The sequence below is a fragment of the Allosphingosinicella sp. genome, assembly GCF_046295735.1.
In the GTDB taxonomy this organism is placed as follows: Bacteria; Pseudomonadota; Alphaproteobacteria; order Sphingomonadales; family Sphingomonadaceae; genus Allosphingosinicella.
Genome location: NZ_JBKBMQ010000007.1, coordinates 1 through 24,223 on the forward strand (window position 1 = coordinate 1; position 24,223 = coordinate 24,223).

Genomic DNA, 24,223 nt, shown 5'->3' on the forward strand with positions numbered 1-24,223 from the left:
AGAGGCGGATCCCGGGAAAATCGAAAATTCCCGAAACCTTCCAAACAGTTGCAGGCACAAGCCCCAACCGCCGGAGCCGCCATATGGGCCGGACGCACCGGCCCGTCAAGAAGGCGACGGCGGATTTCGCGGGCGCTTCAGATCGGCGGCGTCAGCGCGGCGTCGCGCAGCCCCCGCCAGATACGCAGCACCTGCACCGTTTCGGGGACGTCGTGGACGCGCAGCAGCTGCGCGCCCTGCTCGGCGCCCTTCAGCGCGAGCGCGAGCGAACCGGCGAGCCGGCGGTCGGCGGGCGCCTCGTTGGCGAGCGCGCCGATCATGCGCTTGCGGCTCGCGCCCAGCATCAGCGGGCAGCCCAGGCCGTGGAACAGGGCCAGCCCGTTCAGCAGCTGAAGATTGTGCGCCACCGTCTTGCCGAAGCCGATGCCGGGATCGACGATGATGTCGGCGCGCGCGATGCCCGCGCCTTCCGCGGCCGCGATCCGCGCCTCCAGCCAGTCATAGACGTCGAGGAGAACGGGGCCGTCGTAGCGCGGATCTTGCTGCATCGTCTCGGGCGTGCCCTGGTGGTGCATCAGCACGACGGGGCAGCCGGCGCGCGCCGCGACCGCGGCCGAACGGTCGTCCCAGCCGAGCGCCGAGACGTCGTTGACCAGCGCCGCGCCCGCGGCGAGCGCGGCCTCCATCACCGCGGCCTTGCGCGTGTCGATCGACACCGCCGCGCCGGACGCGGCGAGCCCGCGCACCACCGGCTCGACCCGCGCGATCTCGTCACCTTCCCAGACGGGCGCCGCGCCGGGCCGGGTCGATTCGCCGCCGACGTCGATCAGGGCGGCGCCGGCCGCCGCCATCGCATGGCCGGCCGCGACCGCCGCTTCGGGCCCGTCATGCGCGCCGCCGTCCGAAAAGCTGTCGGGCGTCACGTTGAGAATGCCGACAACCTGCGGCTGATCGAGCCGGACCACCCGCTCGCCGAGCCGCAGCGGCGGGCGCGGCGCGGTGAGGCGCGACCAGGCGAGGCGCGCCCCCTCCCCCAGCCGCCCGAGCGCCGCCTCGACCTCGGCCACCGGAAGAAGCTCGGCGACCCCCGGCCGGCCGCGCTCCAGCACTTCGACGGCGGCGAAGAAGCTGAGGCCCCCGGCCAGCCGCGCCACCTGCCCGTCGAGCCCGAACGGCGCGTCGACCAAGGCGGTGGGCCTGAGATAGATGCGGCCGGTCATCGCTGGCGCCCGCGCTCAGTCCGCCGCCGCGGCGAGGTAGCGCTGGCGCAGCAGGTCGAGCGGAACCAGGGCCTCGCCTTGCGCGACATGCCAGAAGGTCCAGCCGTTGCAGCTCGGCGCGCCCTGGGCGGCGGCGCCGATCTGGTGGATCGAGCCCTGCTTCTCGCCGAGCTCCACCGAGGCATCGGCCCGCACCCGGGCGGTCCAGCGGCGCTTGGCGTCGGTCAGCACCGCGCCCGGCTCGATCATTCCGGTTTCGACGAGGGCGCCGAACGGCACCTTCGGCTGGGCGCGCTTCGACCCCATCGTCTTCATCGCGCTCTCATCGAGCGGCAGCGTCGATTCGATGCGGGCGCGCGCCACCTTCACGTAGCGCGCCTCCCGCTCGATCCCGATCCAGTTGCGGCCGAGCCGCCGCGCGACCGCGCCGGTGGTGCCGGTGCCGAAGAAGGGGTCGAGCACCACGTCGCCGGGATTGGTGCAGGCGAGCAGCACCCGGTAGAGCAAGGCCTCCGGCTTTTGCGTCGGGTGCGCCTTGACGCCTTCGGTCTTCACCCGCTCTCCGCCCGAGCAGATCGGGATCACCCAGTCGGAGCGCATCTGCAGCTCGTCGTTCATCGCCTTCATGGCGCGATAGTTGAACGTGTAGCGGCTGTCCTCGCTCTTCGACGCCCAGATCAGCGTCTCGTGCGCGTTGGTGAAGCGGGTGCCGCGGAAGTTCGGCATCGGGTTCGACTTGCGCCAGACGATGTCGTTCAGGATCCAGTAGCCGGCATCCTGAAGCGCCGCGCCGACCCGGAAGATGTTGTGGTAGGAGCCGATCACCCACAAGGTGCCGTCCGGCTTCAGGATGCGCCGGGCCTCCGCCAGCCAGGCGCGGGTGAAGGCGTCGTAATCCGCGAAGGTCGCGAACTTGTCCCAATCGTCGTCGACCGCGTCGACCCGCCCGCCCTCGGGCCGGAACAGGTCGCCGCCGAGCTGCAGATTGTAGGGCGGATCGGCGAAGACCATGTCGACCGAATTGTCCGGGAGCGCGGCCATGGCGCGCACGCAATCCTGTTCGATGATGGTCCCGAGCGGCAATTCCGGCGCCGGCTTCTGCTTCACGGGCCGCCGCAACGCCCCCACACGACCCATCACGCTCATTTCGTTAGACCCCCGTTCGATGTGGGGCCATGCTGAGTCAGCCGGACTCCGCGGTCAAGATCAGCAGCTTGGCCGCCGCCGGCGGCATGGCGCCAAATGTTGCGGGAACGAAAGGAGTCCCCGCTAGATTTAGCGGCGGCCCCGCCGGCCAGGACTCAATATGAAGTGGTGTGGCGGGAAAGACTCACAGCGCCAGCATATGTTGGCGAATCGGCGCGAAGCTGCGGCGGTGCAGCGGGGTCGGACCCAGCCGATCGAGCGCGCGCTGATGCTCGGCGGTGCCGTAGCCCTTGTTCGTTTCCCAGCCATAGCCGGGGAAATTGCGCGCTTCCTCCATCATGATCCGGTCGCGCGTCACCTTGGCGACGATCGAGGCGGCGGCGATCGACCGGCTGCGCGCGTCGCCTTCCACCACGGCCCTGGAGGGATAGCGCCAGTCGGGGCAGCGGTTGCCGTCGACCAGCACCATGCCCGGCTCGACGCCTAGCGCCTCGACCGCGCGGGTCATCGCCAGCATGGTCGCCCAGAAGATGTTGAACCGGTCGATCTCCTCGACGCTGGCGATGCCGATGCCGACGCGGGCGACCTGCCGGAGCTTGCCGTAGAGCGTCTCGCGCATCTCAAGGCACAGCTTCTTCGAATCGTCGATGCCGCGCGGGCAGCGCTTGCGGTCGAGGATCACCGCGGCCGCGACGACGGGGCCGGCGAGCGGCCCCCTGCCCGCCTCGTCCACGCCGACCACAGGCATGGCGAGTTCGCGTTCGATCCTGAAACAAGGCGGCTTGGCCATGGCGAAAGCCTATCGGGGCGGCCGCCGCGCTGCCAAGCGAAAGCTGAATTCCGCGAGCGATTTGCTGTGGATAAGCCGTCAGACGCGGCGCGCCAGCTCCCAAGGGACGGTGCCGAGCACGTGGCTGAGCGGGCCATGGCCGCCGCCGAGGCCGGGCGCCCGAAGAATCGCGGCCTGCACATATTCGCGCGCGCCGGTGACGGCGTCGATCAGCGCGTGACCGCGCCCGAGCAGGGCCGCGATGCCGCTGGCGAGCGTACAGCCGGTGCCGTGGGTGTTGGTCGTCTCGATCCGCTCCGCCTCCCAGCGGTGCAGGATGCGGCCGTCATGCGCCAGCACGTCGGTGAGCAGCTTGCCGGGAAGATGCCCGCCCTTGGCGAGCACCGCGGCGCCGGTCCGCCCGGCGAGCGCCAGCGCCGCCGCTTCGAGCCCGGCGAGGTCGTCGATCCCGCGACCGGTTAGCGCGGCGAGCTCGGGAAGATTGGGCGTGACGAGCGCGGCGATCGCCATCAGCCGCTCGAAGGCGGCGATGGTCGCTTCGTCGGCCAGCACCGCCCCGCTGGTCGCGACCATCACCGGATCGAACACCAGAGGCAGCGGCGCGAAGCCGACGAGGCGGTCGGCGACACGTTCCGCCACCTCGGCCGATCCGATCATCCCGATCTTGACGGCATCGGCGCCGAGATCGGACATCACCGCGTCGATCTGCGCCACCACGAAATCGGACGGCACCGGCATGACGCCGCTGACGCCGAGCGTGTTCTGGGCGGTGAGCGCGGTGATCGCTGTCATCGGATGGCCGCCGAGCATCGCGATCGTCTTGATGTCCGCCTGGATCCCGGCGCCGCCGCCGCTGTCGGATCCGGCGATCACGAGGATGCGGGCCGGGACCATGTCAGGCGGCCTTCACGGCGTCGCAGATGCTGTCCACCACCTCGGCGACCAGAGCCTCGTCCTCGCCCTCCGCCATGACCCGGATCAGCGGTTCGGTGCCGGATTTGCGGATGACGAGCCGGCCGGTGCCCGAAAGGCGCTGCTCGCCCGCCGCGATCGCCGCCTTGACGCCGTCGGTTTCGAGCGGGGTGCCGCCTTCGAAGCGGACATTCTTGAGAAGCTGCGGCAGCGGCTCGAACTGACGCAGAAGCTCGCTGGCCCGACGTCCGGCGACGACCAGCTCGGCCAGCACCTGCAGCGCCGCCACCAGTCCGTCGCCGGTCGTGGCATAATCGGAAAGGATGATGTGGCCGGACTGCTCGCCGCCGACATTGTAGCCCTGCGCGCGCATCGTCTCGAGCACATAGCGGTCGCCGACCTTGGTCCGCTCCAGCTTCAGGCTCTGCCGTTCAAGGAAGCGTTCGAGGCCGAGGTTCGACATGACGGTGGCGACGATGCCGCCGCCGCGCAGCATGCCGCGCCGCTTCCAGGAACAGGCGATCAGCGCCATCAGCTGGTCGCCGTCGATCACCGCGCCCGTTTCGTCGACGACGATCAGCCGGTCCGCGTCGCCGTCGAGCGCGATGCCGATATGGGCGCCGCTTTCCACCACCGTCTTCTGGAGCAGGCGGGTGTCGGTCGAGCCGCAGCCCTCGTTGATGTTGACGCCGTTCGGCGACACCCCGATCGCGGTGACGTCCGCGCCCAATTCCCACAAGGCGGCCGGCGCGACCTGGTAGGCGGCGCCGTTCGCGCAGTCGACGACGATGTGGAGGCCGTCGAGCCGGAGGTGCGGGGGGAAGGTGAGCTTGGCGGCATGGATGTAGCGGCCGCGCGCGTCCTCGATCTTCTTCGACCGGCCGATCTCCTCCGCCGGGACGAGCCTGGGCTCGACCTCGAGCAGAGCTTCGATCGCGGCCTCGTCCTCGTCCGACAGCTTGTAGCCGGTGGGGCCGAACAGCTTGATCCCGTTGTCGATGAACTTGTTGTGGCTGGCGGAGATCATGACGCCGAGATCGGCGCGCATCGACTGGGTGAGCATCGCCACCGCCGGAGTGGGCACCGGCCCCACCATCACCACGTCCATGCCGACGCTGGTGAAGCCGGAGATCATCGCGGTTTCCATCATGTAGCCGGACAGGCGGGTGTCCTTGCCGATCACCACGCGGTGGCGGTGGTCGCCGCGCAGGAAGTGCGCGCCCGCCGCCTGCCCGATCCGCTGCGCCATCGCGGCCGTCATCGGCATCGTGTTGGTGCGGCCCCGGATTCCGTCGGTGCCGAAGAATTTGCGCGTCATTTCGATGACATCCCCTGGTTGCGCCGCAGCATGGAAGCGGACATGAAGCGAGGTTCGTGCCAATGCAAGGCGGAGCGACGCATTTGAACCCGATCGATCATCTGGGCGGCTGGATCGACAGCCTCGAGGCCGCCGTCTTCACGCGCGTTCCGCTGCTGGGGGTGGAGATCGAGCTGATCGTGCTCTGGCTCGCCTTCCCGATGCTGTTCTTCACGGCGTGGCTGGGCTTTCCGAACCTGCGCGGCCTCGGCATCGCGATTCGCGATCTGCGCGAGAGCGCGCGCGAAAAGACCGCGCCGGGCCAGGTGTCGCAATTTGCGGCGCTCACCACCGCCATCTCCGGCACGGTCGGGCTCGGCAACATCGCCGGCGTGGCGGTCGCCCTGACCGTCGGCGGGCCGGGCGCCGCTTTCTGGATGTTCGTGATCGGCTGGTTCGCGATGACGCTCAAATGCGCCGAAGTGACGCTCGGCCTGCGCTTCCGCGAGGAAACGGCGGACGGCCGGATCCGCGGCGGGCCGATGTATACGCTGAAGAACGGCTTCGCGACCAAGGGCTGGGCGAAGCTCGGGCTGGTGCTCGGCGGCTTCTACGCGGCCTTCGCCCTGATCGGCGCGCTGCCGATGCTGCAGGTGAACCAATCCTATGTCGCCGTCGCCGCCGCGGCGGACTGGACGGACGGCACCGGTGTGCGCTGGACCTACGGGGCCGTCATGGCCTTCCTGGTGGCGTTCGTGGTGCTGGGCGGCGTCACCTGGCTGGGGCGGGTGACCTCCTATCTCGTTCCGCTGATGGCGATCGTCTATCTCACCGGTGTTTTCGCAATCCTGGCGCTGAACGTCTCGGCGATCCCGGCCGCGGTCGCGCTCATCGTCTCCGACGCCTTCACCGGTCAGGCGGTGGCGGGGGGCGCGATCGGCGCCTTCGTCGTCGGCATGCGGCGGGCGGTCTTCTCGTCGGAAGCCGGCATCGGATCGGCCGTCATCGCCCATGCCCAGGCGCGCACCCGGGTGCCGGCATCGGAAGGCATGGTGGCGCTGCTCGAACCGTTCATCGACACGGTCGTCATCTGCTCGCTCGGGGCGCTGGCGATGGTGGTCGCCGGCACCTACAATCAGGGCCTGGAGGGCGTGGAGATCACCTCCGCCGCCTTCGAACAGGTCGCGCCCTGGTTCCCGGCCGTGCTGGCGATCGCCGTCTTCCTGTTCGGCTTCTCGACGCTGTGCGCCTGGGGCTTTTACGGCCTGCAGAGCTGGGGCTATCTGTTCGGCGACAGCCGCGCGGCGCAATATACGTTCAAGGCGCTCTACGTGCTGCTGCTGCCGATCGGCGCGGTGCTGGACCTGGGCCGCGTCGTCGGCCTGATCGACAGCGCCTTCTTCCTGATGGCGATCCCCAACATCATCGCCCTCTACCTGTTCGCGCCCGACCTGAAGCGCGAAATCTCCGCCTATATCCAGGCACGCAAGCGCGGCGAGCGGCAAAGCTGATCCTCCGGCCGGCGGGCGTCCCGCCGGCCGCGCGCGGCTCTTCAATTGCGGATCCCCCAAATGAATTGTGCCCCGGCCTGGGGCCGGGGCACGTAAATGATCGGCAGTTGGGGGGGGAGGGGAGCTGCCGATCTTCGGGAGGTAGAACGACGAAGGCGGGTCCGGGTTCCGGGGAAAAATGCAGTGCCCGCGATTTTTTCTTCAGGCGGCGTTTTCCGGGAAGATGCAGGCGCGCTCGGGATCGATGCGGACCCGCACCGGCCCCTTTTCAGGAGCGGGGCCGCCGGCGAGACGCAGCGTCGCCTCGGTGCCGTCCGACAGCAAAGTCACTTCGTGGAAGGCGCCGCCGAAGCGCACCCGAACGGCTTCGACCTCCCGGCCGGCGGGATCGAGGCAAAGGCCTTCGGGGCGCACCATCACCAGCGCCGCGCCCTCCCCCTGCCCCGCCGCGGGCATGTCGCCGAAGGGCGTGACCGCCCTGCCGTCGGCGACCCGCGCCGGGAGCACGTTCGCCTCGCCCAGCAGCCGCGCCGCCGCCAGCGTCGCCGGACGCAAATAGCAGTCGCGCGGGGGGCCGCATTGAAGGATGCGCCCTCCCGCCATCAAAGCGAGCTCGTCCCCCATCAACAGAGCCTCCTCGGGATCGTGGGTAACGATCAGCACGCCGGCTTTGGCTTCGCGCAGCCCCGACAGCACGGCGTGGCGGACCTCCGCCTTGAGATCGCCGTCAAGGCCGGAGAACGGCTCGTCGAGCAGGATCGCTTGCGGCTCCCGGGCCAATGCGCGGGCGATCGCCACCCGCTGCTGCTCGCCGCCCGACAGGGTGTGGGGCCAGGCCTCCGCCCGGTCGGCGAGGCGGAACTGGCCGAGCAGCGCGCGTGCCCGCGCCACCTTCTCCCGGGCGGCAAGCCCCGACAGGCCGAAGGCGACGTTCTGCGCGGCGTTGAGATGGGGGAAGAGCGCGAAGTCCTGAAAGACGAGGCCGACCCCCCTCCCCTCCGGCGGCACCGTCCGGCCGGGCGCGGAGAGCAGGCGGCCCGCCGCCTCGATCTCGCCCCCGTCCAACGGCTCGAGGCCGGCGAGAAGGCGCAGCAAGGTGCTCTTGCCGCAGCCGGAGGGGCCGAGCAGGCAGGTAATCCGGCCGGAGCGCAGGTCGAGGCTCGCCTCCCGGACGGCGGGCGCGCCGCCATAGCTTTTCGACACCGAACGGGCGGACAGGACGATGGCGTCGGACATCACGGGCCGCTTAGGTGCCGGGCCGGGAAAGGGCAATCTTGCGGCTGAGGAACATCACCGCCGGCAGCGAGATGAGGATGATCCCCAGCGAGGGCCAACCCGCCTGCCCCAGCCGCTCGTCCAGCGCATAATTGTTGGCGATGACGGCGAGCGTGTCGAAGTTGAACGGGCGCAGGATCAAAGTGGCCGGAAGCTCCTTCAGCACGTCGATGAACACGACCAGGGCGGCGGTGAGCAGGGAGCCCCTGGCGACCGGAAGCTGGACCGACCAGGCCGCGCCTCCGGCGCTGCGGCCGAGGCTCCGGCTCGCCCAGATCATCGAGGGGGTGACCTTGGCGAGGCCCGCGTCGATCGGCTCCAGCGCCGCCGCCATCAGCCGGGCCGCATAAGCGTAGATCAGCAAGGCGATGCCGATGCCGAAGCCGGACGCATTGGGGCTCATCCGCCAGATGATGGCGGCGGGCGCGAGCAGGCCGATCGCCATCACCGCGCCCGGCGTCGCATAGCCGAGACTGGCGAGACGGGCCGCGGCCGGGATCCGGCGCGCGCCCAGCGCAAGCGCCGCGGCCAGCGTTACCGTGACCGCCGCGCCTCCGACGCCGAGCCCCAGGCTGTGAATGCCGGCACGCACCAGCCGGGGCAGTTCGGGCGTGATCGAAAGCGACGTCCAGAACAGCCAGCCGACCGGCAGCAGCAAGCCGGCGGTCAGCAGGAACAGGCAGAAGAGGCTGGCGCCCGCCGCCTTCCAGCCGGCGAGGTCGGTCACCGGCAGCGGCCGCCATTTGGCGTTGGCCGCATCGAAGCTCTTGCCGCGTCGCCCGCGCCGCTCGATCCAGAGCAGCAGCGCCGCCGCGCCCAGCAACGGCAGCGCGAACTGAGCCGCGCCGGCGGTCGATCCGTAGACCGACCAGGCCCGGACGACGCCGGTGGTGAGCGTCTGCACGGCGAGGAACTGGACGGCGCCGTAATCGGCAAGCGTCTCCATCACCGCCAGCGCCGCGCCCGCGGCGAGCGCCGGACGGGCAAGCGGCATGGCGGCGCGGACGAACGCCTGGCGCTGGGTGCAGCCGAGCGTGCGCGCGGCCTCCAGCACGGCGACCGACTGGTTGAGAAAGGCCGCGCGCATCGCGAGATAGACATAAGGGTAGAAGGCGCAGCCGAGCACGAAGGCGGCGCCGAGGATGCTGCGCATTTCGAACGGCAGGTCGACGCCCAGGCTGGCGCGCATCCACATGCGCAGCCCGCTCGCCACGTCGAACAGATCGGCATAGGCATAAGCGAGCGCAAAGGCCGGCGCGGCGAGCGGCAGCGCGAGCGCCCAGGCGAAGAAGGACCGGCCCGGAAAGCGGTGCATCACCACCAGCCAGGCGGCGAGCGAGCCGGCGACGGCGGTGATCAGCCCGACGAGGAGGGCCAGCCAGGCGGAGGTGACGGCATAGCGCGCGACGTCGCGTAGCGGGATGTCCGCGCCCGGCCCCGAAAAGGCGGCGAGCAGGACACCGATCAGCGGCAGGGCCGCCGCCAGCGCGGCAAGCCCCGCCAGAAGCTCGAGCAGCGGGAATTCCCGACCGCCCTTCGGCGGCCGGAGCGTCCCGGCCGCCGCGAGGCCGCTCGTCAGCGCCACCCCGCCCGGCTCATCAGGCTCTGCGCCTCCGGCTGCCGGGCCGCGAAGCGCGCGACCGGCATCGGATGGGCCTGGAAGTTGGCGAAGGCGTCGACCGGCGGCGGCGCCTGGACGCCGGGGCTCGCCGGGAATTCGTTGTTGTTGCGGGCGATATGCTGCTGGACCTCGGCCGAGGCGAAGAATTCGAGCAGCCGCTGCGCATTGTCGCGGTTCGGCGCATGGCGGGCGACGCCGCCGCCCGAAATGTTGACGTGCGCCCCCTGGCCGTCAAGGCTGGGGAAGGCGAGCAGCACCCGGGAGGTGACCTGACGGTCGTTGGCGTCCTCGCCGTTCGCCATGCGGATGTAGTAATAGGAATTGGTGAGCGCGACCTCGCACACGCCCGCCCCGACGGCGCGGATCTGGTCGCGGTCGCCGCCCTCCGGCGCGCGCGCCATGTTGGCGACGATGCCCTGCGCCCACTGCCCGGCGCGCTCCGGCCCCCAGGCTTCGATCAGCGCGCCGACCAGCGACAGATTGTAGACGCTGTCGGCCGAACGGACGCACAGCTTGCCCCGGAACCGCTCGCCCGCGAGCTTCTCATAGGTGTCGATCTCCTCCGGCCGGACCTTTTCGGGATCGTAGGCAACGATGCGGGCGCGGCGCGAGAAGCCGTACCAATGGCCTTGCGGCTCGCGCAGATTCTCGGGCACCGCCTCCCCCAGCACCTGCGACTGGACCGGCTGGAACAGGCCCGCCTGCTGCGCGCGCCACAGCGCGCCGGCGTCGGCGGTGATGAAAACGTCCGCCGGGCTGCGCTCGCCTTCGCTTGTCATGCGGGCGATCAGCTGGTCGGCATTGCCCTCGATGCGGTTGATGCGGATGCCGGTGAGCTGGGTGAAACGGTCGTAGAGCGCCAGGTCGCTGTCATAGTGGCGCGCGGTGTAGAGATTTACCTCGCCGCCGGCCGCGCCGGCGCCCCCGCCCTGCTGCGCCGCCCCCTGATCGTTCCCGGCCTGCTGCCCGCAAGCCGCCAGCGCCAGAACACCCGCCGCGGCGGCCAACCATTTTCCGAATTTCATAAGGGCGTCTCCTTTGGAGAGCTGCCTAACGCTATTGAGAACCATTCGCAAGTGGAGAGTCAGAGCGCCTTCTTCAGCAGCTCGTTCACCACGCCCGGATTGGCCTTGCCGCCCATCGCCTTCATGGTCTGGCCCACGAAAAAGCCGAACAATTTGTCCTTGCCGGCACGATATTCGGCGACCTTGTCCTGATTGGCCTCCATCACGCTGGCGATCACCCGCTCGATCTCGCCGGTGTCTGACGTCTGCTTCAGCCCCCGCGCCTCGACGATCGCGGCCGGATCCTCGCCGGTTTCGAGCATGATCTCGAACACCTGCTTGGAGAGCGTCCCCGACAGCGTCCCGTCGGTCACCAGGCCGATCAGTTCGGCGCCCTGACGGGGGGAGACCGGGCTCTCGACGATCGACTTGCCGAGCCGGTTCAAGGCGCCGAACAGATCGGACATCAGCCAGTTGGCCGCGCGCTGGGCATGCTGCTCGCCGACATGAGAAAGCAGGTCCTCGAACCAGCGCGCGGTCTCGACCTCGGCGGTGAGCACGCTTGCATTATAGTGCGACAGGCCGAGCCGTTCCTCATAGCGGCGCCGTTTGGCGTCCGGCAGCTCGGGCAGGCTGGCCCGGCAATCTTCGAGGAACGCGTCGTCCAGCTCGAGCGGCAGCAGGTCAGGATCCGGGAAGTAGCGATAATCGTGCGCTTCCTCCTTTGAGCGGAGCGAGCGGGTCTCGCATTTGTCCGGATCGAACAGCCGCGTCTCCTGCACCACCGTTCCGCCGCCTTCGATCAGGTCGACCTGGCGGTTCGCCTCATATTCGATCGCCGCCTGCACGAACCTAACGGAATTGACGTTCTTGATCTCGCAGCGCGTCCCGAACGGCTCGCCCGGCCGGCGCACGGACACGTTCACGTCGGCGCGCATCGAGCCCTGTTCCATATTGCCGTCGCACGAGCCGACATAGCGCAGGATCGAGCGCAGCTTGCGCACATAGGCGCCCGCTTCCTCGGGGCTGCGCATGTCAGGCTTCGACACGATCTCCATCAGCGCGACGCCCGAGCGGTTGAGATCGACATAGGAGAAGGACGGATGCTGGTCGTGCAGCATCTTGCCCGCATCCTGCTCCAGATGGATGCGCTCGATCCCGACGCTCTTGGTCTCGCCGTCGCCATACTCAATCGTCACCTCGCCCTCTCCGACGATCGGATGGTAGAGCTGGCTGATCTGATAACCCTGCGGCAGATCGGCGTAGAAATAATTCTTGCGGTCGAAACGCGAGAAGCGGTTGATCCGCGCCTCGAGCGCCATGCCGGTGCGGACCGCCTGGCGCACGCATTCGCCGTTCAGCACCGGCAGCATGCCGGGCATGGCCGCGTCGACCAGGCTGACCTGGCTGTTGGGCTCGGCCCCGAATTCCGTCGAGGCGCCGGAGAAGAGCTTGGCGCGGCTGGTGACCTGGGCATGGACTTCAAGGCCGATCACGACCTCCCACGCGCCGGTCGCGCCCTGGATGCGATAGATGGATGCGGCGGCGTCAGCCATTGTCTTCCTCAGGTGTGATGAGTTCGAGTTCGGGGAAATAGGTTGCGACCCGGCGGCGATCGCGGGTCAGGAATGTCGCGCCGAGGGCGGCGGCATGGCCGGCGATCAGGAAGTCGGCGAGAATGGCCTCGCGGGTACCGCCGGCCGCGCGATAATCTGCATGGGCGCGTCCGGCGCGCCACGCCGCCGCTTCGTCGATCGGCCGCAACGCGATGCCGAGGGTTTGGAGGAACCGCTTCTGGTCCTCGACCGTGCGGAATTGCCGCGCGGTTTCGGCAAGAACGACAGCGTTGGCCGCGAGCGGCTCGGCGGCGGAGACGATCGCCTGCTCCGACCAGTCGCGCCACGCGCCGTCCGGCTCGATGAGGTCGATCAGCACGTTGCTGTCCACGAAGATCATCGGCCGCGCTGGACCGGAACCGGCTCGCGAACCCCCGCCATATAGTCGTCGGCCGTCATCTCCGTCAGCGGAATGGCGAACGTCCGCGCTTCTGCGATGCGCCGCCGCATGTCGGCCTGGCGCGCTTCGGCCGCCCTGTGAGTCGGCATGCCCTTACGGATGACGACCTCGTCGCCGCGCCGCTCGAACTCGACCGGCTCCCCCGGACGAAGGCCGAGCGCGTCGCGTACGTCCTTGGGGATCGTCACCTGGCCCTTCACCGTCAGATTGCGCTGCTCGTTCATGCGCCAGTATTACCAAGATCGGTATTACCTGTCACCACCACGCCTCGGCCCGGTGGGTGAAGCCCGCCCGTTCCTCCAGCGCCAGCGCGGCGTTCAGGACGCCCTGTTCGTCGAGCGCGCGGCCGACGAACTGCAGGCCGAGCGGCAGGCCCTGGCGGTCGAGCGCGGCCGGGACCGAGATCGCGGGCAGGCCGGCGAGGCTCGCCGGCACCGCGAAGACGTCGTTCAGATACATGGCGATCGGATCGTCCGATTTCTCCCCGAGGCCGAAGGCGGCGCTCGGCGCGGTCGGGGTGAGGATGACGTCGCAGCTCTCCCAGACCCGCTCGAAATCGCGGGCGATGAGCGCCCGCACCTTCTGCGCCTGGTTGAAATAGGCGTCGTAGAAACCGGCCGAGAGCACGTAGGTGCCGATCATGATCCGGCGCTTCACCTCGGCGCCGAAACCGGCCGCGCGGGTCGCCTCGTACATGTCGGCCAGGCCGCCTTTGTCGGGCTGCTGTCGCAAGCCGTATTTGACACCGTCGTACCGCGCCAGGTTGGAAGACGCCTCCGCCGGAGCGATGATATAGTAAGTGGGAAGCGCGTAGCGGGTGTGCGGCAGCGACACCTCCACGATCTCCGCGCCCGCATCCCGCATCCAGGCGATGCCCTGTTCCCAGGCCGCGTCGATCTCGTCCGGAACGCCCTCGATCCTGTATTCCCTGGGAATGCCGATCCGCTTGCCGCGAATGTCGGCGGAGAGGTTCCGCTCCCAGGCCGGTACGTCGAGCTGGAGCGACGTCGAATCCTTCGGATCGAAACCGGCCATCGCCTCCAGCAGGATGGCGCAGTCCTTGACGTCCCGCGCCATCGGCCCCGCCTGGTCGAGCGAGGAGGCGAAGGCGACCATGCCGTAGCGCGAGCAGCGGCCATAGGTCGGCTTGATGCCGGTAATGCCGGTGAAGGCGGCGGGCTGGCGGATCGAGCCGCCGGTATCGGTGCCGGTGACCCCCGGCGCGAGCCGCGCCGCCACCGCGGCCGCCGAACCGCCCGAGCTGCCGCCCGGCGTCAGCGCGGCATTGCCGCCGTCGCTGCGCCGCCAGGGCGAGATGACATTGCCCCAGGCGCTGGTCTCGTTCGACGAGCCCATGGCGAATTCGTCCATGTTGAGCTTGCCGAGCATGCCCGCGCCGGCGGCGAACAGGTTGCCCGACACCGTGCTCTCATAGACCGGCTCGAAGCCGCCGAGCATGCGCGAGCCGGCGGTGGTCTGGCAGCCCCTGGTCGCGAACAGGTCCTTGATGCCGAGCGGGACGCCCGACAGCGGCTTCAACTCGCCCGAGGCGCGCGCCGCGTCTGCCGCGTCGGCGGCGGCGAGCGCATGATCGGGCGTCTCGACGACAAAGGCGTTGAGGCCCCTCGCCTTCTCGACATTGGCGATGAAGGCTTCGGCGACGTCGCGCGCGGAGAAGTCGCCGGCGCGAAAGCCGTCGCGGATGCCGGCGACGGTGAGGTCGGTGAGGTCGCTCACGGCGTGGGACATCATCATTCGATCACCTTCGGGACGGCGAAGAAGCCGTGCTCGGCGACCGGCGCATTGGCGAGGACGGCATCGCGGATGCCGCCGTCGGTCACCTCGTCGGCGCGCAGGCGCAGGCTGTTCGGGATGACGGCGGTCATCGGCTCGACGCCGCTCACGTCCACCTCCTGCAGCTGCTCGATCCAGCCGAGGATGTTGGACAATTCGGGCGCCAGCGCGGCCACTTCGTCGTCGGTGACGGCGATGCGGGCAAGCTTGGCGATGTGGCGGACGGTATCGGTGTCGACGGACATGGGCGCGCGCTAGCAGTGGTTCGGGCGCCCTTCAAGCGGCTGCCGTCATTCGAAGGCGCGGGAAACGGGCCGGTCCCCGATGAACACCTGGCCCCGGGTGACCTCGCGAAGTTCCACTTCGCCCCGCTCGATCGCTTCCCGCTCCCGCTGCAACATCTCCCGCGTGGCATCGCGCGTGGTGGTGCGCGTCAGAACCTCGGCTCCGACAGCCCGGTCGATCCTCTGCCAATCATTCCCGCGCATCTCGAAGACGGTGACCTGGACCGTGCATCGTCTCTCCGGGTCCGTCTGCTCCGCCGGAGCAAGCGCCGCGCAGCCGTCGTCGAGCGCGATCGCGGTGGCTGCGCCGGGTTGCCAGAACAGGGTGCATTGACCTGCGCGGGAGCAGGGAGGGAAAGGCACGAGATCCGGGTTCAGCACCGCTTTACGAAGCGCATCCGGAAGGGTGACCGGATTCGGTCGGACAACGATCTCGCGCGCCGGCTGGTCCATGTCGTCGGAGGAGGCATATCTGTCCTTCATGCGCATCGCATCGACGGCGGCGGCCCTGATCTCCGCGCTGGGCCCGCTACGGGCGAGCCGTTCGACCGCGCGCCGGCCTGCGGGTCCGAACTCGAACCGCATGGCTCTCCAATCGAACTTCTCCGGAGACACCGCTCCCTTCTCGAGGCGGGCGAGCTGATTGCGGGTGGAGATCGCACCGACGTCGAACAAGGGAGTGGCGAGCAGCAAGGTCAGCAGGCACAGGCCGACCGCAAGGCCGAGATTTACGCGCCGCACCTCGCCGCCCCAGCGCTGCCGCCCCTTCAGGAGCGCGTAGAGATAAGCGGCGGCATAAGCCGACAGGATGGCGACGAACACCACTGCCCACAGCCGGTCGGGCGTGAAGCCGTGCTGACCGATCCGGCGTGCGAGCGAGAGGACGGTGACCACGGCAAGCGGCGCCATCACGGCGCCCAGCGCCAGCGCGCTGTAGCGGAGCACGGGGCTTCTGCCTTCCTCCTCGGGAGCATTGCCGATCACGGCGTTGATCAACAGGATCGCGCCGAGAATGCAGGACAGGAGGATCGGTGTCGTCGACGCGGTCTGCCGCCAGAGCGGCTGGAGCCCGGTGAACGGCAGTGCGGCCACGAACAGGACAAGCCCGATCGCAAGCACCGGGGCGAGCACCGACAGGATCGCCGTCACGACGCGCTGCAGCAGCCCGATAACGCGATCCCGGTCGCGCAGCATGCCGACCGCACCGCCGAACACGCCGCCGGTCAGCATCCAGAGGAACCAGCTCTTGCCGAGGAGCTCGCGAAGAAAACGGAGCTGGAGAAGCGAGAACAGCTCCGCCAGCAACATCATCAGCAGGAAAGTGACGAGCACGAACAGCCAGGCCGCGAACCAAAGGACGGCGTTGGTCCAGGCGTGGGCGTGGATCGCCCGATAATCGGGGCTCCACCGGCCGAAGTCGCGCGCGGTCTGGAACAGCGGCGCCGCGACGGCGACCGCGATCAGGGCGGAAAAAAGCTGCCAGGGCCCGCCCGCGGTCCACCGGTCCTCCGGCGCCGCCCAGAAGGTGACGCCTCCGACCGCGAGCCCCGCGGCAAGTGCGAAGCCGACCGCCCATAGCCAGCGCTGCCGTTCCAGCACGAAAGCGAACACGGCGCCGCCGACGATGATCAGCGAGCCCACCGCGAGCCTCAGCCGATCGTCGGTGATCCGCCAGGGCTCGTCGCCCCGCATCAGCAGATAAGCCGACACCCCCACCGCGGCGCCAAGCGCCAGCAACAACAGCGCGCGCAGCGGCCAGGCGCCATGCAGGCCGCTTGCATCCGAATCGTCCAGTGAATCCCCCATGTGCCCAGCCTGTCCCAAAGCCGCGGGCGGCGCAACACGGCGTCCTCCGTCGGGACGAAGGCGGCGGCGGCCGCACTTGAAAGCGGCGCGGCGATGCTGATGTTACGCGCTTCGGGCGTGGAGAGGTTCGTGGCGCAGCGTTTTTTGTGGATCGTGGCGGGGTTGACGGTGCTGGTGATCGCCGGCGCGCTGGCGTTGCGAATCTGGGGCAACGAACTGCTGCGCTTCACCTCGGTGCCGACCGTCGCGTTCGAAGAGATCGCGGCGCCCGAGGGGATGACCTATGCCGACGCCGCGATGTGGATCGCGCGACCCGACATCGGCGACAATCCCGCTTTGTGGACTCCGGAAGGCATCGCGGCAGCGGCGGAGCCCGGCGCGGCGATGTTCTTCGTCCACCCGACCAGCTTCCTCGAGCGCAGCGCCTGGAACGCGCCGCTCGATCATCAGGATTCGCAGAATCGCGCCGCCTTGTTCGTGCGCAGCCAGGCGAGCGCGTTCAACAATGTCGCCGCCATCTGGGCGCCCAAATATCGTCAGGCGACGTTCGGCGCTTTCCTGACTAGTCGCGAGGATGCCGACAAGGCGCTCGATTTCGCCTATCGCGACGTGCTCGCCGCCTATGAGGCGTTCATCGCGCAAGCGCCCTCGGACCGCCCGATCCTGCTCGCCGCCCACAGCCAGGGCAGCCTCCACCTCATCCGCCTGCTCCAGGAACGGATCGCCGGGGCGCCCGAGCGGGGGAGGATCGCCGCGGCCTATGTGGTGGGCTGGCCGGTGTCGATCAGCGCCGACCTGCCGGGGCTCGGCCTGCCCGGCTGCGAAACGGCGGATCAGGCGGGCTGCATCCTTTCATGGCAGAGCTTCGGCGAGCCGGCCGATCCCAAGATGGTGACCGACGTCTACGACGCGTCCGAAGGCCCGGGCGGCGTCTCCCGCGCCGGATCGCCGATGCTGTGCGTCAATCCGCTCACCGGCATGTCGGGGAGCGAGGCTGGCCGCGACTCCAATCTCGGCACGCTCTTCCCCAATGCCGACCTTACCGAAGCCGATCTTCGCCCCGGCGCCGTTCCGGCACGCTGCGACGTGCGCGGCCTGTTGCTGATCGGCGAGAACCCGCCGAACCTCGGCCCCTACGTCCTGTTCGGCAACAATTACCACGTCTACGATTATGCCCTGTTCTGGGCGAACATCCGGGCGGACGCCGCGCGCCGGCTTGCCGCCTTCAACGGGTCGTGATCACCGCCGCCGCCTCGGAGTTCAGAAGCGCGCTGCCGAGCGGCGGACGGCTGATGGGCCTCGATGTGGGCACGCGCACCATCGGGGTCGCGCTGTGCGATTCGCAGTGGACCATCGCGACCCCCGCCGACCTCATCCGCCGCGCCAAATTCTCCGCCGACCTCGACAAGCTGCGCGGCATCGCCCGCGACCAGCGCGTCGCGGGCATCGTCGTCGGCCTCCCGCTCAATCTCGACGGCAGCGACAGCCCGCGCACCCAGTCGATCCGCGCCTTCGCCCGCAACCTCGCGCCGCTCGGCCTCCCGATCCTGCTGTGGGACGAGCGCTGGTCGACGCAGGCGGTGACCCGGACGCTGATCGACGCGGACGCGAGCCGCGCCCGCCGCGCCGAGCTCGTCGACAAGATGGCCGCCGCCTACATCCTCCAGGGCGCGATCGACGGCCTCGCCATGGGCGGGCTCGTCACCCCCTAGACTTTCGCATTCGCGCCTCTGTATTGTGCTGGCAACACACAGGGAGGGATATATGCGATTCATGACGGCGATCCTGCTCGGCACCACCAGCCTGATCCTCGCGGCTCCGGCCCAGGCGGCCGAACAGGGCGCGGCGGCGCCGCGGCCCGCGGCCGGGCAGCCGGTGCGCTATTCGGCCCGCGACTTCTTCGAGACCACCGTCTTCGGCATGGCCTCGCCCGACGGCTACGCTTTCACCGCCGACGGCCGCTCGCTGCTCGTCAACAGCGACCGTTCGGGCGTGTTCAACGCCTATCTGCTGCCGCTGGCCGGCGGCGATCCGGTGCCGCTCACCGCGTCGAGCGACAACGCCACCTATGGCGCCAGCCTGTTCCCCGCCGACGACCGGCTGCTCTACACATTCGATCAGGGCGGCAACGAGCTCAACCACCTGTTCGTGCGGGAGCGGGACGGGAGCGTCCGCGACCTGACGCCGGGCGAGAATCTGAAGGCGATGTTCATCGGCTGGAGCGGCGACGGCAAGCGCTTCTTCGTCGCGACGAACGAGCGCAATCCGCAGATGTTCGACGTCTACGCCTATGACTCGACGACTTACGAACGGCAGCGCCTGTTCGAGAATGAGGGCTATATGCCGGCCGCCGTGTCGCGCGACGGACGCTGGGTTGCGCTGGTCAAGGCGCATTCGAGCGCCGACAGCGACATCTATCTTGCCGACCTGCGCGGCTCCGCCCGGCCGGAGCGCATCACCCCTCATGAGGGGAATGTCGCGTTCGGCGTCTACGGCTTCACCCCCGATGGGCGCGCGCTGGTCTATTCGACCAACCAGCATGGGGAGTTCGGCCAAGCCTGGACGCACGACCTCGCGACCGGAGAGAAGAAGCCGCTGATCCAGGCCGACTGGGACGTGATGTTCGTCAGCCACTCGCCGAGCGGCCGCTACCGGGTACATGCGCTGAACGAGGATGCGTCCACCCGGCTCACCATCACCGACACCCGCACCAACCGGCCGGTGACGCTGCGCGGCATTCCGGAAGGCGACATCGGCGGCGTGCGCTTCAATCCGGGCGAGACGATGATCGCCTTCACCGTCGCCTCGGACACCTCGCCCGCCGACATCTTCGTCGCCGATCTGGCGAGCGGCCAGGCACGGCGCCTCACCACCGCGCTCAATCCCCGCATCGACGAGCGCCAGCTGGTGGAGGGCGAGGTGGTCCGCTTCCGCTCCTATGACGGGCTCGAAATCCCCGGCATTCTCTACCGCCCGCGCGAGGCGAGCGCCTCCAATCCGGTGCCGGCGGTTGTGTGGGTTCATGGCGGGCCGGGCGGGCAGAGCCGGCGCGGATATTCGGCGATGGTCCAGCATCTCGTGAACAACGGATATGCCGTCTACGCGATCAACAACCGCGGCTCGTCCGGCTACGGTAAGACCTTCTTCCACATGGACGACAGGCGCCACGGCGACGTGGACCTCAAGGACGTCGTCGCCTCGCGCGACTGGCTGGCCTCGCAGGACTGGATTTCCGACCGGGTGGCGGTCGCCGGCGGCTCCTATGGCGGCTATCTGACGGCGGCCGCCCTCGCCTTCCATCCGGAAGTGTTCGACGCCGGCATCAACGTGTTCGGTGTCACCAACTGGGTGCGCACGCTCGAATCGATCCCCGCATGGTGGGGCGCGCAGCGGGTGGCCTTGTTCGACGAGATGGGCGACCCGGCGACCGACGCCGAGCGGCACCGGGCGATCTCTCCGCTATTCCATGCGACCAACATCCGCCGCCCGATGCTGGTCGTGCAGGGCGCGAACGATCCGCGCGTCCTCCAGGTGGAAAGCGACGAGATCGTCGCCGCCGTCCGCGCGAACAATGTGCCAGTCGAATATCTGCTCTTCCCGGACGAAGGCCACGGCTTCCTGCGCAAGCAGAACCGGATCGACGCCAGCGAGGCCTATCTGCGCTTCCTCGACCAGCATCTGCGGCGCTGACCGAGCCCGGTGGGGCGCGCGGACGGCGGCTTGACCTCGCCCCGCGCCCCGCTATGCGCGGCAGCGATGGCCTTCGCGCACCGCCACCTCCTCGGTCTCGCCGCGCTCAGCGCGGACGAGATCCTGTTCCTGCTCGATGAGGCGGAACATTGGCTGGCCTTCAACCGGCGGCCGCGCCGACAGGACGACCGGCTGTCCGGCCTCACCATCGTCAACGCCTTCTTCGAGAACAGCACCCGCACGCTCGTCTCCTTCGAGATCGCCGGCAAGCGGCTCGGCGCGCAGGTGGTGAACATGCATGTCGAGCACAGTTCGGTGAAGAAGGGCGAGACGCTGGCCGACACCGCCCGCACAATCGACGCGATGCGGCCGGACGTGATCGCGGTGCGCCACAGCATCGGCGGCGCGCCGGACGAGATCGCCGGAGTGGTGCGCTGCGCGGTCGTGAACGGCGGCGACGGCACCCACGAACATCCGACGCAGGGGCTTCTCGACGCCCTCACCATTCGCCGCCGCAAGGGCCGGATCGAGGGACTGAAGGTCGCCATCTGCGGCGACATCCGCCACAGCCGCGTCGCCGGGTCGAACCTCGCCTGCCTGCCGAAGCTCGGCGCCGAGCTGCGCCTGGTGGGTCCGTCCGTCTTGCTTCCCGAGGACGCCCCGGCACCGACCTTCACCGACATGGACGAAGGGATCGACGGCGCCGACGTGGTGATGATGCTGCGCAACCAGCGCGAGCGGATGGAGGCGGCGGAGATCGCGACGCTGGAGGATTTCCACGCGCGCTACGGGCTCACCCGCGCGCGCCTCGCCCGCGCCGCTCCGGACGCGCTCGTCATGCATCCCGGGCCGATGAACCGCGGCGTCGAGATCGCCGACGACGTCGCCGACGATCCGGAGCGGTCCGCCATATGGGACCAAGTGGAGGCCGGGGTCGCGGTCCGGATGGCGGTGCTCGACCATCTCACCCGCGCCAAAAGGGAGGGGCGGCCGACGTAGCCGCCGACCGCCCCGGGAGGAACCTGGTGTCGTGAAGTTCAGGCGCGGGTGCGGCGCACGTTCGCCCAGGCGAGCTGAACCGGCGTATCGCCCGCGACGCCGCGCACGAAGCAGGCGCCGCCCTTGGCCTTCACCGACTGGCAGGCGCGCATCGCGGCGGCCTGATCGTCGAAGCCGCCGACCGCGACCCGGTGGAGCGTGCGCCCGCCATGATCGAAGGTGGTGGTGACGCCCTGCGCCTGGGCGAAGCCGTAGCGACGCTCCGCATCGGCCCAGGCGCGCTCCGCATTCTGGACGTTGCTGAACGCGCCGAGCTGGACGACGAAGCGGCCGGGACGGGCCGAATGCACGCCGCTGGCGGCGGCACGGACCGGACGCTGGGCAGCCGGCGCGGCGGCCGGGCGCAGCGGCTCCACGCGCGGCTCGGCGCGCGGGGCGAGCAGCGGTTCGGCGCGGGTCTCCGCCGGACGAAGCACCAGCGGCGCGAATTCGTCGGCTTCGACGGTTGGCGTTTCCACCGCCTGCGTTTCCGCGGCGGCGGGCGCGTAGAAATCGGGCGCCACCGGCGCGAGCGAAGCATATTGGACCGGCTCGGCGGGGACCACCGGCGGCTCCACCGCGGCGAGCGCGACCGGCTGAGGCTCCGGCGCGAGCGGCGCCAGCGCGAGCCGCGCGGGGCGGCCCGGATCTTCGGCCGGGGTGACGTTCAGCAAGGCCGCGACCTGCGCCGACGGCGCGTCGCTGCGCGCGAGCGCCGCCCATTGCTGGAGCCGGGCGGAAAGCTCGTCCGGCGAGACGTCCTGGGCGGCGACGACGCGCGCCCGCTGCCAGTCGCCGGCGAGGGCATAGGCAAGCGCCAGGTTCTGCCGCACCCGCCCGTTGGCATCCGCCGCGCGGGCGGCAGGCTCGAGCAGTTCGATCGCGCGTTCCGGCTGGCCGGCGAGCGCGAAGGCAAGGCCGAGATCGCCCGCCGACGCCTTCCCGGCAAGCAGGTCGAGTTGGCCGAGCGCGGCGCCGTTGCGGCCCTGCGCGATCTGCGACAGCGCCAGCGTCAGGCCGGCGCGGATATGGTCGGGCTGCAATTCCAGCACGTCGCGGTAGGTCGCTTCGGCCGAAGCGAAGCGGCCGCTCTTCACGTAGAGGTCGGCGAGCAGCATCCGGTAGGCCGAGTCGCGCGGCGACAGCTCGACGGCACGCTCGGCGAGGCCGAGAGCCGCGGCGGCGTCGCCGCGCTGGAGCGCGGCATGCGCCTGCTGGAACAGCTGCCCGGCATCCTGCTCGGCGCGCACCGCCTTGGCCGACGCGCTTGCGATGCCGTACATCTGCCAGTCGAGCGAGCAGCCCACCATGGTGCTCCCGAGCACCATCGTCGAGACGGCGAATTTGATGGCCAGCTGGTTCATGTCCTTGAGCTCCGCTTGAGCGTTCCGGCGGGCACGCGGCCGGCCAGCGCTTCGACCTCGGGAAGGGAGGCGATGAGATCGTCGAGGGCTTCGGTGACGATCTGCTGCGACGAACGGCCGAGGATGGCCGAAGCGAGCCGCAGCTTGAGGTGACGGTCGGCGTCGAGCCGCAGCGTGAAGGCGGCCTTCGCCTTGGCCACGGCGCCAGCCTTTGCGCGGCGGCGCGGAAGCTTCACGACGGCGGCCGGGATCGCGACCGGTTCGGGTTCAGATTCGGGTTCGGCAACCGGCTCGTAGACCGCTTCCGGTTCGGCGAAGCTTTCGGCGATCGCCCGCTGCTGCTCGACCACCGGCGGCAGCGCGGTTTCCGCCTCGGTCGGAAGCTCTTCGACCGGGGCCGGGCGCGGTGCCGGCGTCAGCGCGTCGATGGGGCTCGGCACATGTTCGCGCAGGGGCGGCGCTTCCGCGACGCCCATGTCGTTCCAGCCGAGATCCTCGAGGCTCGCGCCCTGGACGAATCCTTGGGGACGCATGGCCGGCTTGGCCGCGCCCTTGCGGGCGAGGAGGCCGGAGGAGAGCGAGGCGAAAGGCCTTGATGCGTTCATCTGGGCCTCCCTCACTGGCCGACCACGCGGCGGCCGAAGCCGCCGGCGGGACGCTGCATGGGATGGGCGGCGCCGAAGCCGGCGCCGGGCGCCGAGAAGACGGTGCGGCGGAAATTCTTTTCGAGCCGGTCGGATATGTAGGACCAGAGCTCCTCCACCTCTTTGGCGGATTTGCTGTTCGGATCGACTTCCATGACCGTGCGTCCGTCGATCATCGACGCCGCGAAGTCGGTGCGGTGATGGAGCGTGACGGGAGCGACCGTGCCGTGCTGCGACAGCGCCACCGCCGCCTCATAGGTGATCTTGGCCTTGGGCGTCGCCGCGTTGACCACGAAGATGAGCGGCTTGCCCGCCCGCTCGCACAGGTCGACCGTGGCGCCGACGGCGCGCAAGTCGTGCGGGCTCGGACGGGTCGGGATGACGATGAGCTCGGCGACCTGGATGACGCTCTGGATCGCCATCGTGATGGCCGGCGGCGTGTCGATGACGGCGAGCTTGAACCCCTGCTGCCGCAGCACTTCGAGGTCCGCGCCGAGCCGTGCCACCGTCGTCTGCGCGAAGGCGGGCATCTCGTCCTCACGCTCGTTCCACCAATCGGCGAGCGAGCCCTGCGGATCGATGTCGATCAGGCAGACCGGGCCATGTCCGGCGCGCTGCGCCTGGACGGCGAGGTGACCGGACAAGGTCGTCTTGCCCGATCCCCCCTTTTGCGACGACAGTGCCAATACCCGCATGAATTTTCCCTCGGCTCACGAAGCTTCGCCGCCGGATTGCACCCGATGTCGCTAAAATCTGGTTAACAAGGCGGCGCTCGCCCGTGCCCGGGCACGTTGACCAAGCCGCTGAATTC

22 protein-coding genes are annotated in these 24,223 nt (G+C 69.6%); 5 read left to right on the forward strand and 17 right to left on the reverse strand.

What is annotated here, in order from left to right; all coding sequences use genetic code 11:
- Window positions 1-137 precede the first annotated feature (137 nt).
- From folP to glmM, 5 genes are all read right to left on the reverse strand, one after another.
- A complete protein-coding gene (gene folP, locus ACK4K7_RS07710) occupies window positions 138-1,220 on the reverse strand; it encodes a dihydropteroate synthase (protein ID WP_431864920.1) in 1,083 nt (360 codons plus the stop codon).
- Window positions 1,221-1,235: 15 nt separating this feature from the next.
- A complete protein-coding gene (locus ACK4K7_RS07715; RefSeq protein WP_431864922.1) occupies window positions 1,236-2,366 on the reverse strand; it encodes a site-specific DNA-methyltransferase in 1,131 nt (376 codons plus the stop codon).
- Window positions 2,367-2,550: 184 nt separating this feature from the next.
- On the reverse strand, window positions 2,551-3,156 hold the full coding sequence (locus ACK4K7_RS07720) for a ribonuclease HII (protein ID WP_431864924.1): 606 nt from the start codon (window positions 3,154-3,156) through the stop codon (window positions 2,551-2,553).
- A 78-nt stretch (window positions 3,157-3,234) separates the two neighbouring features.
- A complete protein-coding gene (gene thiD, locus ACK4K7_RS07725) occupies window positions 3,235-4,050 on the reverse strand; it encodes a bifunctional hydroxymethylpyrimidine kinase/phosphomethylpyrimidine kinase (protein WP_431864926.1) in 816 nt (271 codons plus the stop codon).
- A gap of 1 nt (window position 4,051) precedes the next feature.
- Window positions 4,052-5,386, reverse strand: a complete 1,335-nt coding sequence (gene glmM, locus ACK4K7_RS07730) for a phosphoglucosamine mutase (RefSeq protein WP_431864927.1) — start codon at window positions 5,384-5,386, stop codon at window positions 4,052-4,054.
- Between the two features lie 92 nt (window positions 5,387-5,478).
- Between glmM and ACK4K7_RS07735 the strand changes: the two genes are divergently transcribed.
- Window positions 5,479-6,876 carry an alanine/glycine:cation symporter family protein gene (locus ACK4K7_RS07735; RefSeq protein ID WP_431865214.1) on the forward strand — a complete coding sequence of 466 codons (1,398 nt, stop codon included), beginning with the start codon at window positions 5,479-5,481 and terminating at the stop codon, window positions 6,874-6,876.
- Between the two features lie 201 nt (window positions 6,877-7,077).
- On the opposite strand, the gene ACK4K7_RS07740 is transcribed toward ACK4K7_RS07735, so the two are convergent.
- From ACK4K7_RS07740 to ACK4K7_RS07780, 9 genes are read right to left on the reverse strand one after another with little or no spacing between them, the layout of a single operon-like run.
- The gene (locus ACK4K7_RS07740; RefSeq protein ID WP_431864928.1) at window positions 7,078-8,112 is read right to left on the reverse strand and encodes an ABC transporter ATP-binding protein; all 1,035 of its coding nucleotides are present in this window, start codon (window positions 8,110-8,112) and stop codon (window positions 7,078-7,080) included.
- A gap of 10 nt (window positions 8,113-8,122) precedes the next feature.
- The gene (locus ACK4K7_RS07745) at window positions 8,123-9,736 is read right to left on the reverse strand and encodes an ABC transporter permease (RefSeq protein WP_431864930.1); all 1,614 of its coding nucleotides are present in this window, start codon (window positions 9,734-9,736) and stop codon (window positions 8,123-8,125) included.
- The gene (locus tag ACK4K7_RS07750; RefSeq protein WP_431864932.1) at window positions 9,727-10,797 is read right to left on the reverse strand and encodes an extracellular solute-binding protein; all 1,071 of its coding nucleotides are present in this window, start codon (window positions 10,795-10,797) and stop codon (window positions 9,727-9,729) included. The genes ACK4K7_RS07745 and ACK4K7_RS07750 overlap by 10 nt, the downstream gene beginning before the upstream one ends.
- 59 nt (window positions 10,798-10,856) lie before the next feature.
- Window positions 10,857-12,332, reverse strand: coding sequence for an Asp-tRNA(Asn)/Glu-tRNA(Gln) amidotransferase subunit GatB (gene gatB / locus ACK4K7_RS07755; RefSeq protein ID WP_431864934.1), 1,476 nt, complete (start codon window positions 12,330-12,332; stop codon window positions 10,857-10,859).
- Complete coding sequence (locus tag ACK4K7_RS07760; protein ID WP_431864936.1) at window positions 12,325-12,732, reverse strand: type II toxin-antitoxin system VapC family toxin; 408 nt, start codon at window positions 12,730-12,732, stop codon at window positions 12,325-12,327. The genes gatB and ACK4K7_RS07760 overlap by 8 nt, the downstream gene beginning before the upstream one ends.
- Window positions 12,729-13,016, reverse strand: a complete 288-nt coding sequence (locus ACK4K7_RS07765; protein ID WP_431864938.1) for an AbrB/MazE/SpoVT family DNA-binding domain-containing protein — start codon at window positions 13,014-13,016, stop codon at window positions 12,729-12,731. Before ACK4K7_RS07765 ends, ACK4K7_RS07760 begins: the two co-directional genes overlap by 4 nt.
- 31 nt (window positions 13,017-13,047) lie before the next feature.
- Window positions 13,048-14,529 (reverse strand): Asp-tRNA(Asn)/Glu-tRNA(Gln) amidotransferase subunit GatA, encoded by a 1,482-nt coding sequence (gatA, locus tag ACK4K7_RS07770; RefSeq protein WP_431865215.1) that lies wholly within the window; start codon window positions 14,527-14,529, stop codon window positions 13,048-13,050.
- A 14-nt stretch (window positions 14,530-14,543) separates the two neighbouring features.
- Entirely contained in the window at window positions 14,544-14,831 is a 288-nt protein-coding gene (gatC, locus tag ACK4K7_RS07775) for an Asp-tRNA(Asn)/Glu-tRNA(Gln) amidotransferase subunit GatC (protein ID WP_431864940.1), read from the reverse strand.
- A 45-nt stretch (window positions 14,832-14,876) separates the two neighbouring features.
- Window positions 14,877-16,676: a DUF4153 domain-containing protein gene (locus tag ACK4K7_RS07780; protein ID WP_431864941.1), complete on the reverse strand. Its 1,800-nt coding sequence runs from the start codon at window positions 16,674-16,676 to the stop codon at window positions 14,877-14,879.
- Between the two features lie 129 nt (window positions 16,677-16,805).
- On the opposite strand from ACK4K7_RS07780, the gene ACK4K7_RS07785 reads away from it, so the two are divergent.
- The 4 genes from ACK4K7_RS07785 to ACK4K7_RS07800 all read left to right on the forward strand — a co-directional run bounded on the left by ACK4K7_RS07785 (window position 16,806) and on the right by ACK4K7_RS07800 (window position 21,365).
- Window positions 16,806-17,915, forward strand: a complete 1,110-nt coding sequence (locus ACK4K7_RS07785) for a DUF3089 domain-containing protein (RefSeq protein ID WP_431865217.1) — start codon at window positions 16,806-16,808, stop codon at window positions 17,913-17,915.
- 53 nt (window positions 17,916-17,968) lie between these two features.
- Window positions 17,969-18,388, forward strand: a complete 420-nt coding sequence (gene ruvX, locus ACK4K7_RS07790) for a Holliday junction resolvase RuvX (protein ID WP_431865219.1) — start codon at window positions 17,969-17,971, stop codon at window positions 18,386-18,388.
- Between the two features lie 52 nt (window positions 18,389-18,440).
- The gene (locus tag ACK4K7_RS07795; protein WP_431864942.1) at window positions 18,441-20,366 is read left to right on the forward strand and encodes an alpha/beta fold hydrolase; all 1,926 of its coding nucleotides are present in this window, start codon (window positions 18,441-18,443) and stop codon (window positions 20,364-20,366) included.
- Window positions 20,367-20,432: 66 nt separating this feature from the next.
- Window positions 20,433-21,365: an aspartate carbamoyltransferase catalytic subunit gene (locus tag ACK4K7_RS07800; RefSeq protein WP_431864944.1), complete on the forward strand. Its 933-nt coding sequence runs from the start codon at window positions 20,433-20,435 to the stop codon at window positions 21,363-21,365.
- 38 nt (window positions 21,366-21,403) lie between these two features.
- Here ACK4K7_RS07800 and ACK4K7_RS07805 read toward each other — a convergent pair whose 3' ends face one another.
- Genes ACK4K7_RS07805 through ACK4K7_RS07815 form a run of 3 tightly spaced genes read right to left on the reverse strand, consistent with a single transcriptional unit; the run spans window position 21,404 to window position 24,107 of the window.
- Complete coding sequence (locus ACK4K7_RS07805; protein WP_431864945.1) at window positions 21,404-22,768, reverse strand: SPOR domain-containing protein; 1,365 nt, start codon at window positions 22,766-22,768, stop codon at window positions 21,404-21,406.
- Window positions 22,765-23,373, reverse strand: a complete 609-nt coding sequence (locus tag ACK4K7_RS07810) for a hypothetical protein (protein WP_431864947.1) — start codon at window positions 23,371-23,373, stop codon at window positions 22,765-22,767. The genes ACK4K7_RS07805 and ACK4K7_RS07810 overlap by 4 nt, the downstream gene beginning before the upstream one ends.
- Window positions 23,374-23,384: 11 nt before the next feature.
- Window positions 23,385-24,107, reverse strand: a complete 723-nt coding sequence (locus ACK4K7_RS07815) for an AAA family ATPase (protein ID WP_431864949.1) — start codon at window positions 24,105-24,107, stop codon at window positions 23,385-23,387.
- Window positions 24,108-24,223 lie beyond the last annotated feature (116 nt).